Annotated in this window: 12 protein-coding genes and 1 pseudogene; 4 read left to right on the forward strand and 9 right to left on the reverse strand. The window is 58.5% G+C overall.

From position 1 onward, the window contains the following. The 5 genes from ERD80_RS17150 to manA form a co-directional block, all read right to left on the reverse strand. The coding region (locus ERD80_RS17150) for a hypothetical protein (RefSeq protein ID WP_136547770.1) at nucleotides 1-486 on the reverse strand (486 nt) is incomplete at its 3' end. After that, complete coding sequence (locus ERD80_RS17155; protein ID WP_125309644.1) at nucleotides 483-1,037, reverse strand: sigma-70 family RNA polymerase sigma factor; 555 nt, start codon at nucleotides 1,035-1,037, stop codon at nucleotides 483-485. The genes ERD80_RS17155 and ERD80_RS17150, both read right to left, overlap by 4 nt. Nucleotides 1,038-1,080: 43 nt before the next feature. Further along, on the reverse strand, nucleotides 1,081-1,644 hold the full coding sequence (locus tag ERD80_RS17160) for a fasciclin domain-containing protein (RefSeq protein ID WP_136547780.1): 564 nt from the start codon (nucleotides 1,642-1,644) through the stop codon (nucleotides 1,081-1,083). A gap of 133 nt (nucleotides 1,645-1,777) precedes the next feature. After that, nucleotides 1,778-3,277, reverse strand: coding sequence for a YdgA family protein (locus tag ERD80_RS17165; RefSeq protein ID WP_136547772.1), 1,500 nt, complete (start codon nucleotides 3,275-3,277; stop codon nucleotides 1,778-1,780). A 129-nt stretch (nucleotides 3,278-3,406) separates the two neighbouring features. Further along, entirely contained in the window at nucleotides 3,407-4,582 is a 1,176-nt protein-coding gene (manA, locus tag ERD80_RS17170) for a mannose-6-phosphate isomerase (protein WP_104186741.1), read from the reverse strand. 197 nt (nucleotides 4,583-4,779) lie between these two features. Between manA and fumC the strand changes: the two genes are divergently transcribed. Then, entirely contained in the window at nucleotides 4,780-6,177 is a 1,398-nt protein-coding gene (gene fumC / locus ERD80_RS17175; RefSeq protein WP_136547774.1) for a class II fumarate hydratase, read from the forward strand. Between the two features lie 48 nt (nucleotides 6,178-6,225). Here fumC and tus read toward each other — a convergent pair whose 3' ends face one another. Beyond that, nucleotides 6,226-7,152, reverse strand: coding sequence for a DNA replication terminus site-binding protein (tus, locus tag ERD80_RS17180; protein WP_059008706.1), 927 nt, complete (start codon nucleotides 7,150-7,152; stop codon nucleotides 6,226-6,228). A gap of 210 nt (nucleotides 7,153-7,362) precedes the next feature. Here tus and ERD80_RS17185 point away from each other — a divergent pair, with 210 nt between their 5' ends. Further along, nucleotides 7,363-8,550, forward strand: coding sequence for an MFS transporter (locus tag ERD80_RS17185; RefSeq protein ID WP_136547776.1), 1,188 nt, complete (start codon nucleotides 7,363-7,365; stop codon nucleotides 8,548-8,550). 45 nt (nucleotides 8,551-8,595) lie between these two features. Here ERD80_RS17185 and ERD80_RS17190 read toward each other — a convergent pair whose 3' ends face one another. Further along, nucleotides 8,596-8,808: a hypothetical protein gene (locus ERD80_RS17190; RefSeq protein ID WP_104092896.1), complete on the reverse strand. Its 213-nt coding sequence runs from the start codon at nucleotides 8,806-8,808 to the stop codon at nucleotides 8,596-8,598. A 521-nt stretch (nucleotides 8,809-9,329) separates the two neighbouring features. Here ERD80_RS17190 and ERD80_RS17195 point away from each other — a divergent pair. Then, nucleotides 9,330-9,815 (forward strand): Rrf2 family transcriptional regulator, encoded by a 486-nt coding sequence (locus ERD80_RS17195; RefSeq protein ID WP_031279147.1) that lies wholly within the window; start codon nucleotides 9,330-9,332, stop codon nucleotides 9,813-9,815. 192 nt (nucleotides 9,816-10,007) lie between these two features. Here the strand turns inward: ERD80_RS17195 and oqxB are convergent, their stop codons facing one another. After that, nucleotides 10,008-13,163, reverse strand: coding sequence for a multidrug efflux RND transporter permease subunit OqxB (gene oqxB, locus ERD80_RS17200; protein ID WP_058758475.1), 3,156 nt, complete (start codon nucleotides 13,161-13,163; stop codon nucleotides 10,008-10,010). Nucleotides 13,164-13,181: 18 nt separating this feature from the next. Continuing rightward, nucleotides 13,182-14,336 carry an efflux RND transporter periplasmic adaptor subunit gene (locus tag ERD80_RS17205; RefSeq protein WP_136547778.1) on the reverse strand — a complete coding sequence of 385 codons (1,155 nt, stop codon included), beginning with the start codon at nucleotides 14,334-14,336 and terminating at the stop codon, nucleotides 13,182-13,184. 292 nt (nucleotides 14,337-14,628) lie between these two features. On the opposite strand from ERD80_RS17205, the pseudogene ERD80_RS22905 reads away from it, so the two are divergent. Further along, nucleotides 14,629-14,751 (forward strand): annotated as a pseudogene (locus tag ERD80_RS22905) (AraC family transcriptional regulator); the annotation flags it as partial.

Here is a 14,751-nt window from a genome sequence, read left to right on the forward strand (position 1 = left end):
CGCCTGGCCAGGCGGAATCAGCCACAGTTCCAGACTCTGATCCGCCCTGACCGCGCTGACCTGCAGCGGCGCCAGACTGATCACGTCCTGCCGGCGGCTGGCGCTCACCACCCATTGCTGACTGTGTTGCGCATCGGTCAGTACCGCTAACGGCGTCATCGCCGGCTCGCGCAGCCAGTATGCCGACAGCGCCAATCCCAGCGCGACGCAGGCGGCCGCCAGCCACGGCAGAGTGCGACGTTTGGGCGCGGTGCGTGTTTCCGCTGGCAGGGAAAGCACGATTTTTTTCCATAGCGTCGCCGGCGGCGTGATCGGCGGCTGCGCCAGATCGAGTCCGGCTAACAGCGTTTGCCAGTGCGCCACGCGCGCTGCCAGCGCCGGCTCGGCCTGCAGCCGGCGCTGAAAACGCAGGCGTGCGCTGCCGCGCAGTGTGCCGAGGGCGTATTCTGCAGCCAGGGCTTCGTCTCGCTGCACCTTGTCGCTCATAGTCCTACGCACTCCCGTAAATGTTCCATCCCGCGTCGAATCCAGCTTTTCACCGAGCCCACCGGCTGCTGCAGCCATCCGGCGATGTCCGCATGTGACAAGCCCTGATAGTAGGCCAGCGAGATAGACTGGCGCTGCTCACTGCTGAGATGCTTCATACACTGGTGTAAGCGGGCGACCTGCGGATCGCACTGCTCATCAATGCGGGTGTCATCCAGCGCGCTGCTGTGTTCGTCGAGCCAGGTTTCGTCAGTGTTAAATTGTCTGGCATAGCCGCTGCGCAGCCAGTCAATACAGCGGTTGCGTACAATGTGCGTCATCCAGGTAAGCGGCGAACTTAGCGCACTGTTAAATGACGCGGCGTTGTGCCAGATGGTGATATAGCACTCGTGCAGAATCTCTTCCGCCCACGCCCGCTGGCGTAACATGCGCAGCGCTACCGCAAACAGGTGCGGTGACGTCAGCCGGTACAGCTGTTCAAACGCAGGGCGATCGCCACTGGCGACCGCCCTGATTAAGGCTATTTGTTGCTCAGCCTGAGACGCGTCCATAATACTCCTGGCGGGTTTATTTAACCTTACCGAGTATAGACAGTTATTCAGGCATCAAAACAGTATCAATAACATCAATCACGCCATTTTTCTGATTAACATCATAAGTGCTGATATTCGCCACATTACCCTGACCATCTTTCAGCTGAATATTGTGCGGACCGTTGTTCATAATCCACAGCGGCTGACCATTCACCGTTTTCAATTCGGCTTTACCGCCACCCTGTTTAATTTTTTGCTCCAGCGCTTTCATATCATATTTACCGGCGACCACATGGTAGGTCAGCACGCTGGTGAGTTTGGCTTTGTTTTCCGGTTTGAGAAGTGCATCAACGGTGCCGGCAGGCAGTTTGGCAAAGGCGGCGTTAGTCGGTGCAAAGACGGTGAACGGACCTTTACCCTGTAAAGTATCGACCAGACCCGCGGCTTTAACAGCAGCGACCAGCGTGGTGTGATCCTTCGAGTTCAGGGCATTTTCAATAATGTTTTTTTGTGGATACATTGCCGCACCGCCCACCATCACCGAGTCGGTGTGCATGGCCGCCATCGAAGTGTTAGCGCCAAGCAGGGCAGCAGACAGAACGGCAAGACTGATTAACTTTTTCATCATATATCCTCATTGAAGGAGCAGAAAGGTGCTCACAAAGGGATATACGTACGGTGCGGCTGAACGGATGCAGAAAAGGGTGAAATTTTTTTGCCGGGGGAAAACGGCAGCCCGGAGCGGGCTGCCGCGGGGATTACTCTGGCATGCCTTCGCTGGTTGGCGCGCCTAACATGTAGCGCGACAGAAACTGCTCCAGCGTCATTTTGTCGCCATTCATGGTGACCTGACCGTTAGCGTATTGCAGGCTGGTAGTGATGTTATCGTCCTGCTGCTGCGTCAGGCGGAACATCTGGCCCATCGCCGCCAGGCCTTTCACCTGCTGATCGGCCAGCTTCTGCGCGTCATCACCCTGATAACCTTCCGCCAGCCCGACGTGACGCATCACTTCGGTCGCCATCGGCATATTGATGCTCAGCTTGCCGTCGAGCGTTTTCAGCACGCGATCCACAGCGGCACCCAGACTCTGCGGTTCACCGGTGACGGTCGCCGGATCGTTAAAACCGACGTTAAGGTTGAACGTGCTCTCGCCTTTGTCATTTTTCCAGCTCAGCGGCGCCACGCTTACGGTCGGCGAACCTTTCAGCAGGGTCGGCAGGTTATTTCTCAAAATGGTCTGCACGCTGGCCTGGTAGCGGATAGGATCGTCCACCACGCCAGGCTGGTTCAGCAGATCCTGCATCTGCGCATTGTACTGGTCGGAGAAGGTTTTCACCGCCTGAGCATCAAACTGCGCAAATTTCATCGCCAGTTTAGCTTCGCCGAACGGCTGTTTCTGCAGGCTGATGTTATCGACCTGATAATCAATCTGGCCGCCAATCTTGCCGTCTTTGTTGTCGAACGAGGACTTCCCGTCCAGCTTCTCCAGCGTCAGGCCTTCCTGACCGTTGATGCTGGCGTCGAGCTTATCCAGCGTGATGGTCTGGTCGCCGACGCGCACGCCTTCCGGACTCAGGTGGGTGTCACCGCCCAGCTTCAGACCGTTAAGGGTAAACAGCACCGGTTGCTGCAGCTGGTTTTTGCTGGTGACGGCGATGCTGGTGAAGTCGCCCTGCAGACTGATTTTGTCGCCTTTGCTGTCCGCGCTGACGTTGAGCGTGCCGCCGTTGGTGGCGAGGCGATCACCGGTCTGCGCATTGCTGTAATCCACCGGCAGCAGGTGCAGCGCGGTATCGGTCGCGCCGCTGTAACCAACGCGGGTATCGGCATTAACCAGCGATTTGCCCTGGGTCAGTTCAAACAGTTTCTTCACCGCATCGGTGTTTTCCAGTTCGGTGTGCACCGAGGCCATGCTGGGGATCAGGTTGCCGCGCTTCAGCTGAGCAAACGGGAAAGGACCGTGGTCGATGGTTTCGTTGAGCACGATGCTTTGACCCGGCTTCAGCAGCGGATTGTCTTCGGTCTGCGAACTGGCCTGAATCACCAGTTTGGTTTTGCTGCTGAATACGCCACGCTGGTAATCCTGATAGCTGAGCGTCAGACGGCTATTCGGCGCGTACGCGTTGATCTGGCTGTTGGCATTTTGCAGCATCTCATCCATGTGGCTTTCCAGCTGTTTACCGGTAAACCACGCTGCGCCAGTCCAGATTACGCCGAGCGCCACAATCACACCTACGGCAACCTTGGTCTTTTTCATCGCTGAGTCGTCCTTATCCTTGCGTGCGCATACCGTTGGGCCGCGCGACGGGTGAAGAAAAACGCCCGCAGGCGTTTTTTAATTAATAGTTTGAAATAATAGCAGTTAATGCTGCAGGCGTCAGCCGCCTCACGTCAGCGCGTTGTACACCCGCGCCAGACGACCGGTCCCCGCCGCGCTCACCGGCGACTCGCTGGCTGCGACAAAGCAGGATTCGCCCGGTTGCAGTACCAGCTGCTGCCCGGCCTTTTCAATCACCGCCTGGCCTTCAATGCAGAACAGCAGGGCGGCACTGTGCTGTGCCAGCGTTTGCGGCGTGGCCGAAAGCGTGTGGATGGCGAAGGCAAAATCCTCTACCGGAATCGGGAAGTTGAGGCTGTCGCCCTGCGTCTGCGGCTGCGTGAGCAGCGTCGCCGCCGGTTTGGCCTCGAACTTCAGGTTGGCCAACAGTTCCGGGATATCAATGAATTTCGGCGTCAGGCCGGCGCGCAGCACGTTATCCGAATTGGCCATCACTTCCAGCGCCACGCCTTTCAGATAGGCATGCGGCGTTTCGGCGAACAGGAACATCGCCTCACCCGGTTGCAGGGTGATGACATTCAGCAGCAGCGGTGAGAACAGGCCATTATCGTCCGGATAGTCGCTGGCGATGGTTTTGATGGTCTGCCACGGTTCGCCTTCGCGCGCGTTCAGCGCGGATTTCAGTACGCCGAGCGCGCGGGTTTTGCTCTCGTCTTTCAGCGACAGCAGGGTAGCGAACAGTTTAGCCAGCGCGGCTTCGCTGGCGTTTTCGAGGAAATGGGCGATCTGCGGATGCGCGCCCGCGACCGGCTCCAGCAGCGAGACAATCTCAGGCAGTTCGCGAAAGCCGTTCATCGCCTGGAACGGCGTCAGGGCATAAACCAGTTCGGGCTTGTGGTTAGCATCTTTATAGTTGCGCTCGGCGGCGCTGAGCGGAATGCCCGCCGCGTTTTCACGCGCGAAACCGGCTTCAGCGGCAGTTTTACTGGGATGCACCTGAATCGATAACGGCTGATCGGCGCACAGCACTTTAAACAGAAACGGCAGCTCACCAAAACGCTGCGCTACCGCTGCGCCCAGCGTCGCGACCTGATCGTCATTGATCACGTCACGCAGCGAACGGGTGACGCCGTTCACTTCAACGGTAGAAGGGCTTTTCGGGTGCGCGCCCATCCATAATTCCGCCATCGGCAATCCCTGCGGGTTTTCGATGCCGTAGAGTTCGGTCAGCGCGGTTTTGCTGCCCCATGCGTAATTTTGCAGCGAATTGTTCAATTTTTGCATCGTTTACCCTTAATAACGGTAAGTAAATAAGCGTATTAAAGCAGAAAGTGCCATAGAAAATACACGAACAAGTGCAATAAACGCGATGGGCTCGCATAATGTTAATTTCTTGTATGTGACAATCTTGCTCGCTCTAAGGCGTCGCGGGAAGACGACTTAGGCGGAAACCTCAAAATCTGAGCTAAGGAGACGTAGTCATGGCAGCCAACCGCATTGAAAAAGATTCAATGGGTCCGATCGAAGTTCCGGCAGATAAGTTGTGGGGCGCACAAACGCAGCGTTCGCTGGAGCACTTCCGCATCTCCACCGAGAAGATGCCCGTGGCGCTGGTGCACGCGCTGGCGCTGACCAAGCGCGCCGCCGCCCAGGTTAACCGCGATCTGGGGCTGCTGCCGGCTGAACGGGCCGGGGCAATTATCGACGCCGCTGACGAGGTGCTGGCCGACCAGCACAGCGACGAGTTCCCGCTGGCCATCTGGCAGACCGGCTCCGGCACCCAGACCAATATGAACATGAATGAAGTGCTGGCTAACCGCGCCAGCGAACTGCTGGGCGGCGAGCGCGGCATGTCACGCAAAGTGCATCCGAATGATGATGTTAACAAGAGCCAGAGCTCCAACGATGTGTTCCCGACGGCGATGCACGTTGCCGCGGTGATTGCGCTGCGCGAACAGCTGATCCCGCAAATCGAGGTGCTGAAAAATACCCTGAGCGAGAAGTCCGCCGCGTTTAAAGACATCGTTAAAATTGGTCGTACCCACCTGCAGGACGCCACACCGCTGACGCTCGGCCAGGAGATTTCCGGCTGGGTTGCCATGCTGGAGCACAATCTGAAGCACATCGAACACAGTATTCCGCACGTCGCCGAGCTGGCGCTGGGCGGTACCGCAGTCGGTACCGGCCTGAATACCCATCCGGAATATGCGGTGCGCGTTGCGAAAGCGCTGGCCGACCTGACGCAGCAACCCTTTGTCACTGCGCCCAACAAATTTGAAGCGCTGGCGACCTGCGATGCGCTGGTGCATGCGCACGGCGCGCTGAAAGGCCTGGCCGCCTCGCTGATGAAAATCGCTAACGACGTGCGCTGGCTGTCGTCCGGTCCGCGCTGCGGCATCGGTGAAATCAGCATTCCGGAAAATGAGCCCGGCAGCTCGATCATGCCAGGCAAAGTCAATCCAACGCAGTGTGAAGCGCTGACCATGCTGTGCTGTCAGGTGATGGGCAATGACGTGGCGGTGAACATGGGCGGTGCATCCGGTAACTTCGAACTCAACGTCTACCGGCCAATGGTGATCCACAACTTCCTGCAGTCGGTACGGCTGCTAGCCGACGGCATGGACAGCTTCAATCACCATTGCGCGGTGGGCATTGAGCCCAACCGCGAGCGCATCGATCAGCTGCTCAACGAGTCGCTGATGCTGGTTACCGCGCTGAATACTCATATCGGCTATGACAAAGCGGCGGAAATTGCCAAGCAGGCGCACAAACAGGGGCTGACACTGAAAGCCTCGGCGCTGAAGCTCGGCTACCTGACTGAAACGCAGTTTGACGAATGGGTGCGGCCGGAAGAGATGGTTGGCAGCATGAAGCAATAGCTTTACTGCCGGACACTACAGCGCGACCTGTCGCGCTGTTTTTTTGCCTTACAGACGGTCACTCCATAAATGCAGCCGCGGGATGATCAGATGCAGCGGCTGCGCCAGCGGCTTGTAACGGTGCGCGATGTTTTCAGCATCGTAATCCAGCAGTTCACCCAGCGTCGGCACCTGCGTACGATCGCGACACAACACCAGCAGCGGCGAAGGGCAGGCCAGCTGCAGCTGTTTTTTCTCGCTGGCGCGCCACAGCCGCGCGATAGGTTGCACTTTGACTGGCCGCTTGATCTTCAGCTGCGCGCCGTCCGGCAATGACCGCACCCGCTCCAGCTCCTGCTGCACTTTCTCAGCCCACTGTTCGCGCGTCCACGGCGCCTGCGCGCGGTTCGCCTTCAGGCTGCGCTCCAGCTGCCCGACGATGGCCTCGCGCGTCACCTTCTTGATGATGTTTTTATTCGCCCAGCCAAAACGCAGCGTATCCGGCGCCTGCAGTAGCGTGACGCTGCGGTAGGCGTTGAGCGTGATCAGGCCACGCAGATGCTGGTGCACAAACTCAAAACGCGCCTCGCTCGGCAGGCCGGAGTCGACGGTAATCAATTGCTCCAGCCGCTGCTTGAGGGTGTTGATGGTCGTGACCTGCTGCTCCAGTCGCTGACTGGCCGCCTCATCTGCCTCAATACAGAGGGCGCCAGGCAGACGCACCGCCGCTTTGGTGCTGAGTTTTTCTGACTGATGCTGCATAAACAGGCGACAATAGTGGGCGAGGGCCATTTCGCGCGCGCGTTTACCGAGATGCTGGGTCACCGCGATGCGGTTTATTTCATCATGCTCTTTGCCTTTCTCGATCTCAGGCAGGCTGAACACGCGCGCCAGCAACAGCGGCTGCTGTTCAACCGACGCCCGCAGTGCAGTGAGTTCGCGCTCCAGCGTATTGACGCATTCATGTAAATCAGCCACCAAATCATAGCGAGCCATCGCGGTTCTCCATAGTTACAACATACCAAAGGGTGGCACTGAATGACGCGGCGAGCAAGCAGGCATACTAGTTACAACATACTGGAATAAGATTTATCCATCCAATCGCTGAAACCCCGGTGTGGAATTCGGCTCAACAGGGCGCGCGGGCATTTTTCCTGTTGGATGAACATGTTATAACCGTGATTTACCTGTTAACGGATATTAGCTGTGGAGTATCAGCCAAAACCGGGCGCGCCCGCTATCGTCACGCTCGGCGCCGTGCAGATCCTGTCATGGGGCGGATCGTTTTATCTGATGGCCGTGATGGCTAACCCGATCATCGCGGAAACCGGCTGGTCGCAGCAGTGGGTGTATGGCGCACTTTCGCTTGGCATTCTGGTCTCCGGCCTGCTGGCACCGCTGTGCGGCCGGCTGATTGCCCGCGCACAGGGTCGCCGGCTGCTGGCGGCGAGTGGAGCGGTGATGGCGCTCGGGCTGGTGATCATGGCGCTGAGCCACAGTTTGCCGCTGTTTCTTTTTGCCTGGCTGATTATCGGCGCGGGTATGGCGATGGGCCTGTATGACGCGCTGTTCGCCACGCTGGGCACCTTATATGGCGGCCAGGCGCGTGGCGCGATTACCGGTATTACGCTGATCTCAGGATTCTGTACCTCGCTGGTGTGGCCCGGCATCGCGCTGCTGATCCACTGGCTGGAGTGGCGCGGCGCCTGTCTGGCTATTGCCGCGCTGCTGTGTCTGGCGGTGCTGCCGGCTTACCTGTATGCGCTGCCGGCGCCGCGTACGCCATCCATACCAAAAGCCACGCAACGGCATACCGCACAGAATTCACTGGCTCCCACGCTGTTCTGGCTGCTGTGCAGCATCTTTACCCTCGCGTCGGTGATCATGACGGCGATATCGGTGCAGCTGATTACCCTGCTGCAGGCGAGCGGGCATTCGCTGAGCGCCGCGCTGGCGATCAGCACGCTGCTGGGGCCGTGCCAGGTGGCGTCGCGCATTGTCGATATGGCGTTCAAACGCGGCCATCCCATCTGGACCACTTTCTTCTCGGTCGGACTGGTGGCGCTGGGATTACTGCTGCTGGCCTGTTATCCCGCGTGGGCGCTGGTGAGTATGGTGCTGTACGGTGCAGGGAATGGCTTGCGGGCTATCGTGCGCGGTACGCTGCCGCTGGCGATGGTAAAACCGGAAGAGTACGCCATTGTGGTTGGCCGCATGGCGCGACCGGCGCTGATTGGTCAGGCGCTCACACCGCTGATTGGCGGCTATATTTTCCAGCATTCCGGTGCGCAGGCTACGCTGTGGCTGTTATGCGGGCTGGCGCTCATCAACGTGCTTTTGGTGGTGGTGCTGAAGCGGAAATTGCCGGCAGGCGCTCCGGAATCCGCAGGTTGAAACCGCCACTGACGGCTAACGGGCAGAGATGGCCGCTGCTGCGCTTTAGTGGCGATCCGTCAGATATTGCAGCAGGCAACACAACGCGCTTAACAGCAGAGTGCAGCCAGCCGAGACAATGAAAGGCAGCGGTGCCATCCGTACGCATTGCCATAAGGTTGGCGCGTTCAGGCAGCTGGTTGCCGCCGTGATGATGCCTACCATCAGCGGGAGAACGGTCAGCAATAGTGCGCCGACGACCGGGGATAATACAGACATTATTTCGCGCCTCGAAAATAGTAGCGGCGCGCATTTTGTGCAAAAAATAGCAAGGGAATCCTGACACGGATCAATATTATTCCTTTCAGAAGCCGGTTAATCGACCCTGACGCAGCCCCCTTGGCCGGCGTGTTTTTGTTTCTTACTCAGAAACAATGGTTTGTCTGAGAGTGGGTTGCGCACACGGCGCACCACGCGTGCAGAAATAATCGTCCCTTTGTCACAACGTCCTTTGCCAGCCCGCAGCTACAGCGGTGGGGGCAAAAAAGTGACACATCGCGCATATTGTTGCGCAAGGCTCAGAGTGCTAAAGCGGTCAGCGGCATGCCCTGTTGGAGTATTTTTATCTAAATTCAATAGCTTAAGTAGATATTAAGGCGGGTAATAGCGCAGGTTAGTCACGGGCGGAAAGCATTTTCGGTATTCTAAAAAGCAACAGTGTTTGTTATATTTATTGCTCATTGATTATTCACTGCCGCGGTATGAAAACAAGAAGATAGGCCGCAACTCAGGATACAGAAATGCTAGATTACCGCTTCCCGACAGCTTTGCAGATGGTTTTGAGCGTAGCGATGGCGGAGCAATTGGGTAAACGCTCGACCAGTGCCATTCTGGCGTACGGTCTTGAAGCGAACCCCAGTTTCATTCGGAAACTCATGGTTCCGTTAACGCGCGATGGCATCATTGTCTCGACGCTTGGCCGTACCGGCTCGATCCATCTGGGTCGTCCGGCCGCTGAGATCACGCTGCGCGATATCTACACCTCAGTGATTGAAGACAAAAAACTGTGGGCGTCGCGCCCCGATGTCGCACCGCGCTGCCTGGTCAGTGCCAACCTGTGCTGGTACTTCAAATCGATCGCGGAGCAAGCGGAAGAGGCGTCGCTTAAAGTGCTGGAAACCCGCACCGTCGCCGATGCCCTTAACGAGCTGAAAAAGCACGATACCAGCAACTGCGAACCGCTGCCTGACCTCGAAATCGCCGAACTCTGCAAAAAAGACCGCTAACCTCCCGTGCGCATCGCTGATGCGCACCTTGCCATTCCGCTTCTGTACGCGCAATCTACCCCTGTAAATCCTATGAAATCCCGCTGCTGTGCTCTGGCGCAGAGGCGCGCTGTTGCTGTGTAACATCATCATGCCGCGCCAGGCAAAAAAAATCCGGGCACGATGGCCCGGATGGGTTTTACTCCTTAGCGTTTACACCGTCTGCGTTTCCACCGCCGGTTGCTGCTTGCGCGTCACCAGCTTACGCAGCGTCACGTAGAACACCGGCGTCAGGAACAGGCCAAACAGCGTAACCCCCAGCATGCCCGAGAACACGGTGATGCCGGTGACGCCACGCACTTCGGCGCCCGCACCTTCGCCCAGAATCAGCGGCACGGTGCCGGCGATAAAGGCGATGGAGGTCATAACGATAGGGCGCAGACGCAGGCGACAGGCTTCCAGCGCCGACTCCACAATCCCTTTACCCTGCATCTCCAGTTCGCGGGCGAACTCGACGATCAGGATGGCGTTCTTACATGCCAGCCCCATCAGCACCACCAGACCGACCTGGACAAACACGTTGTTATCGCCGCCGGTCAGCCACACGCCGACCAGTGCGGAGAGCATCGTCACCGGTACGATCAGGATCACCGCCAGCGGCAGCGTCCAGCTCTCATACAGCGCCGCCAGTACCAGGAACGCCAGTAGCACCGCCACCGGGAACACGATAAACGCGGTGTTGCCCTGGGTTGCCTGCTGATAGCTCAGGTCGGTCCATTCGATATTCATGCCGTTCGGCAGCACCTGGCTGGACATCGCCTCGAGTTTCTCCATCGCCTGCGCGGAAGAGAGCACGCGCGGATCGGCATCGCCAATCAGGTCGGCCGCCGGATAGCCGTTATAGCGAATCACCGGGTCCGGACCGTAGGTGGTGGTGATGTTCACCATGCTGCCAATCGGCACCATCTCACCGCGATCGTTACGGGTGCGCAGGTTCGCGATATCCTGCACGCTGTCGCGGAAATCCCCGTCAGCCTGCGCCATCACACGCCAGGTACGACCAAACTTATTGAAGTCGTTGACGTAAGAGGAACCCAGATACACCTGCAGCGTCGTGAACAGATCGGTCAGCGATACGCCCTGCGCTTTGGCTTTGTCGCGATCAACCTGCACATCCAGCTGCGGCACGTTGGCCTGATAGGAGGAGATCGGGAACATCATGCCAGGCGTCTGCATCACCGCACCGGACAGGGTATTTATCGCGGTTTGCAGCGCACCGTAACCAAGGCCGGCGCGGTCCTGCACGTACAGCGAATAGCCCGATCCCTGGCCCAGGCCAAGAATCGGCGGTGGCATAATGGAGAAACCGAAGCCCTGCTGGATTTTGGAAATTTTCGCGTTGATCTCAGCATTGATCTCCGCCGCAGTGCGGCTGCGCTCGCTGAACGGCTTCAGACCGAAGAACACCGTGCCGGTATTCGGCGTATTGGTGAACTGCAGCGCATTCAGGCCCGGGAAAGCAACCGAATAGGCCACGCCTTCGGTGTTCATGCCGATTTCGCTCATCTTGCGAATCACTTCATCGGTACGCGCCAGCGAGGAGCCTTCCGGCATCTTCACGCCACCGATCAGGTACAGCTTATCCTGGGTCGGAATAAAACCGCCGGGCACGGTGTGGAACATGAAGCCGGCACCGGCCAGCAGTAGCACGTACACGCCAAACACCGCACCGCGCCGGCGCAGGGTTTTGCCGACCATCGATTCATAGCCGTCCGAGCTGCGCTGGAAGAAGCGGTTGAACGGCCGGAACACCCAGCCGAGCAGGCGATCGATCAGGCGCGTTGGCAGGTCCTTCGGCGCACCGTGTGCCTTCAGCAGTTTCGCCGCCAGCGCCGGCGAGAGCGTCAGCGAGTTAATCGCCGAAATCACCGTCGAAATGGCAATGGTCACGGCAAACTGCTTGTAGAACTGGCCGGTCACGCCCGACAGGAAGGCCATCGGTACGAACACCGCACACAGCACCAGGGCGATGGCGATAATTGGTCCGGAGACCTCGCGCATCGCCTGGTGCGCGGCCGCCACCGGTGTCAAACCCTGCTCAATGTTACGCTCGACGTTTTCCACTACGACAATGGCGTCATCGACCACGATACCAATCGCCAGCACCAGCCCGAACAAACTCAGGGTATTGAGCGAAAAGCCCAGCAGATAGAGCACGCTGAACGTCCCGACCACCGACACCGGCACGGCCAGCAGCGGGATGATCGAGGCGCGCCACGTCTGCAGGAACAGAATCACCACCAGCACCACCAGCACGATGGCTTCGAACAGCGTCTGGACCACGGCGCGGATCGAGTCACGCACAAACACCGTCGGGTCATACGGTGCGGCCCACTGCACGTCATCCGGGAAGCGCGTTGCCAGCTCAGCCATTTTGGCGCGTACCGCATTTGACAGGTCGATGGCGTTTGCGCCCGGCGACTGGAAGATACCGATACCAACCGCATCCTTGTTGTTCAGCTGCGAACGCAGGGCATAGCTGCCGGAGCCCATCTCGATGCGCGCTACGTCACGCAGGCGCACCAGCGTGCCGTCATCGGCGGTTTTCAGGATGATGTTGCCAAACTGCGCCTCATCTTCCAGCCGACCCTGGGTGTTGATCGACAGCAGAAAATCGCTCTCTTTCTTCGTCGGCTCTGCGCCCAGCTGCCCGGCAGAAACCTGCACGTTCTGCTCCTGCATGGCGCTGACCACGTCGCCGGCGGTCATGCCGCGCGCCGCCACTTTGTTCGGGTCGAGCCAGACGCGCATCGCGTAGTCACCGGCACCGAAGATCTGAATCTGGCCGACGCCCGGCAGGCGCGCCAGCTCATCTTTCACCTTCAGCGTGGCGTAGTTACGCAGATAGAGCGAATCGTACTTGCCGTGGGGCGAGAACAGATGCACCACCAGCGTCAGGGTAGGTGACTGCTTCTGGGTGGTCAGGCCGAGCTGACGCACCTCTTCCGGCAGACGCGCTTCAGCCTGCGCCACGCGGTTTTGCACCTGGACCTGCGCCTGGTCGGGATCGGTTCCCGGGCGGAAGGTCACGGTGGTAACCAGCACGCCATCTGAGCCGGCTACCGACTTCATGTACATCATGTTTTCCACCCCGTTGATCGCTTCTTCCAGCGGCGTTGCCACCGAATCAGCAATCACTTTGGGGTTGGCACCGGGATATTCTGCGCGCACCTGCACGCTGGGTGGCACCACGTTGGGGTATTCACTGATCGGCAACAGCGGAATGGCGATCAGTCCGGTGGTAAATATCAAAATCGACAGGACCGCGGCGAAAATCGGTCGGTCGATAAAAAAGCGGGAGAAATCCATAACGGGCAGTCTCGATTATTATTGAGCGGAGCGCATGGCCACCGGCTGCGCTTTTACCGGCATACCGGGCATGAACACTTTCTGCAGACCGTTGACAATCACCTTGTCGCCTGGCTTCAGACCCTGCTGCACAATACGCAGACCGTTAGCCAGATCGCCCAGCTGAACATCGCGGCGTTCGGCTTTGCCCTGCGCATCAACCACGTAAACGTATTTACGATCCTGATCGGTCAGTACCGCGCCGTCGTCGACCAGCAGCGCGTTAAATTCTGCGCTGCCCGGCAGCCGCACGCGGGCAAACAGGCCTGGGGTAAACTGACGCTGCTGATTGTCGAGCGTGGCGCGCATGCGAATGGTGCCGGTGCTGGCGGTCAGCTGGTTATCGAGAAAATCGACGGTGCCGCGGTGCGGATAGCCCTGTTCGCCGGTCAGCGCAATCTCTACCGGCAGCGAACCGCGGTTCTGGCCCTGACGCGCCATCGCCTGGTACTGCAGATAAATCGCTTCGTCGACGTCAAAGTAGACGTACATGCGGTCCTGCGAAACCAGCGTGGTGAGAACGCTGGCGCTGTCGCCGGCGGTCACCAGGTTACCGGTGGTGATCATCGCCCGACTGGCGCGACCATCAATTGGCGCGGTGACGCGGGTAAAGTCGAGGTTCAGCTGCGCCATATCGACTGCCGCCTGGGCGGCCAGCACGCTGGCCTGCGCCTGACTGGCGGTCGAACGCCGCTGTTCCCACTCTTCGCGCGACACCACCTGGGTGCCGATCAGCTTGTCGGTACGGGCCGACTCGCTGCGGGCCAGCGCCGCCTGGCTACGCGCGCTGGCCAGTTCGGCCTGCGCCTGCTCCAGCGTGGCGCGGTAGGTGCGGTCATCAATGGTAAACAGCACCTGACCTTTCTTCACCTCATCGCCTTCGCGATAGTTAACCTGATCGATGTAGCCCGAGACGCGCGGACGCAGCTGCACGCTCTGCACCGCTTCAATGCGGCCATTGAAGCTATCCCACTGGCTGACTTTTTGTTGCACCACCTGCGCGACACTCACTTCGGGCGGAGGCGGCGGCGCGTTTTGCGCCACACCGCGATCACAACCGGCCAGCAGGCTTCCCAGCAACATCACTCCTGACAGGCTTACGGCCCGACGAACCCCATATGTTTGCAGATGCATTGTTGTTATTCCGCGTTGGTGAAAAAGAAAGGAGACGTACGAAAAATCTGCAACTTTTAAGATTGCATTAAAACCACAGGAGTGTAGGCTTGGGCGAACTGCATCTGCAAGAATATCTGATACACTTTATGTGCGGTTTTGATCAATTCGTAACAGGTAGCGAAAGCCCCTACGGCGAGTGCGGCATTTAATGCAATAATAAAACTTGCATTAAGTGCGATAGTCAGTCACCCTTAAAGTGTAATTGCAACTGATACTGATACTGTTCGCCATGGCGACGGGAGAGAATGGGATGATGAGCGACGCTTTTATTCACGATCTGATCGACTGGATTGATAACAACATTGAAGCACGTCTGGATCTGGACACCGTAGCGGGGCGCGCCGGCTATTCGAAGTGGCACCTGCAGCGTATG

The sequence above is a fragment of the Pantoea sp. R102 genome, assembly GCF_004916815.1.
GTDB lineage: Bacteria > Pseudomonadota > Gammaproteobacteria > Enterobacterales > Enterobacteriaceae > Pantoea > Pantoea dispersa.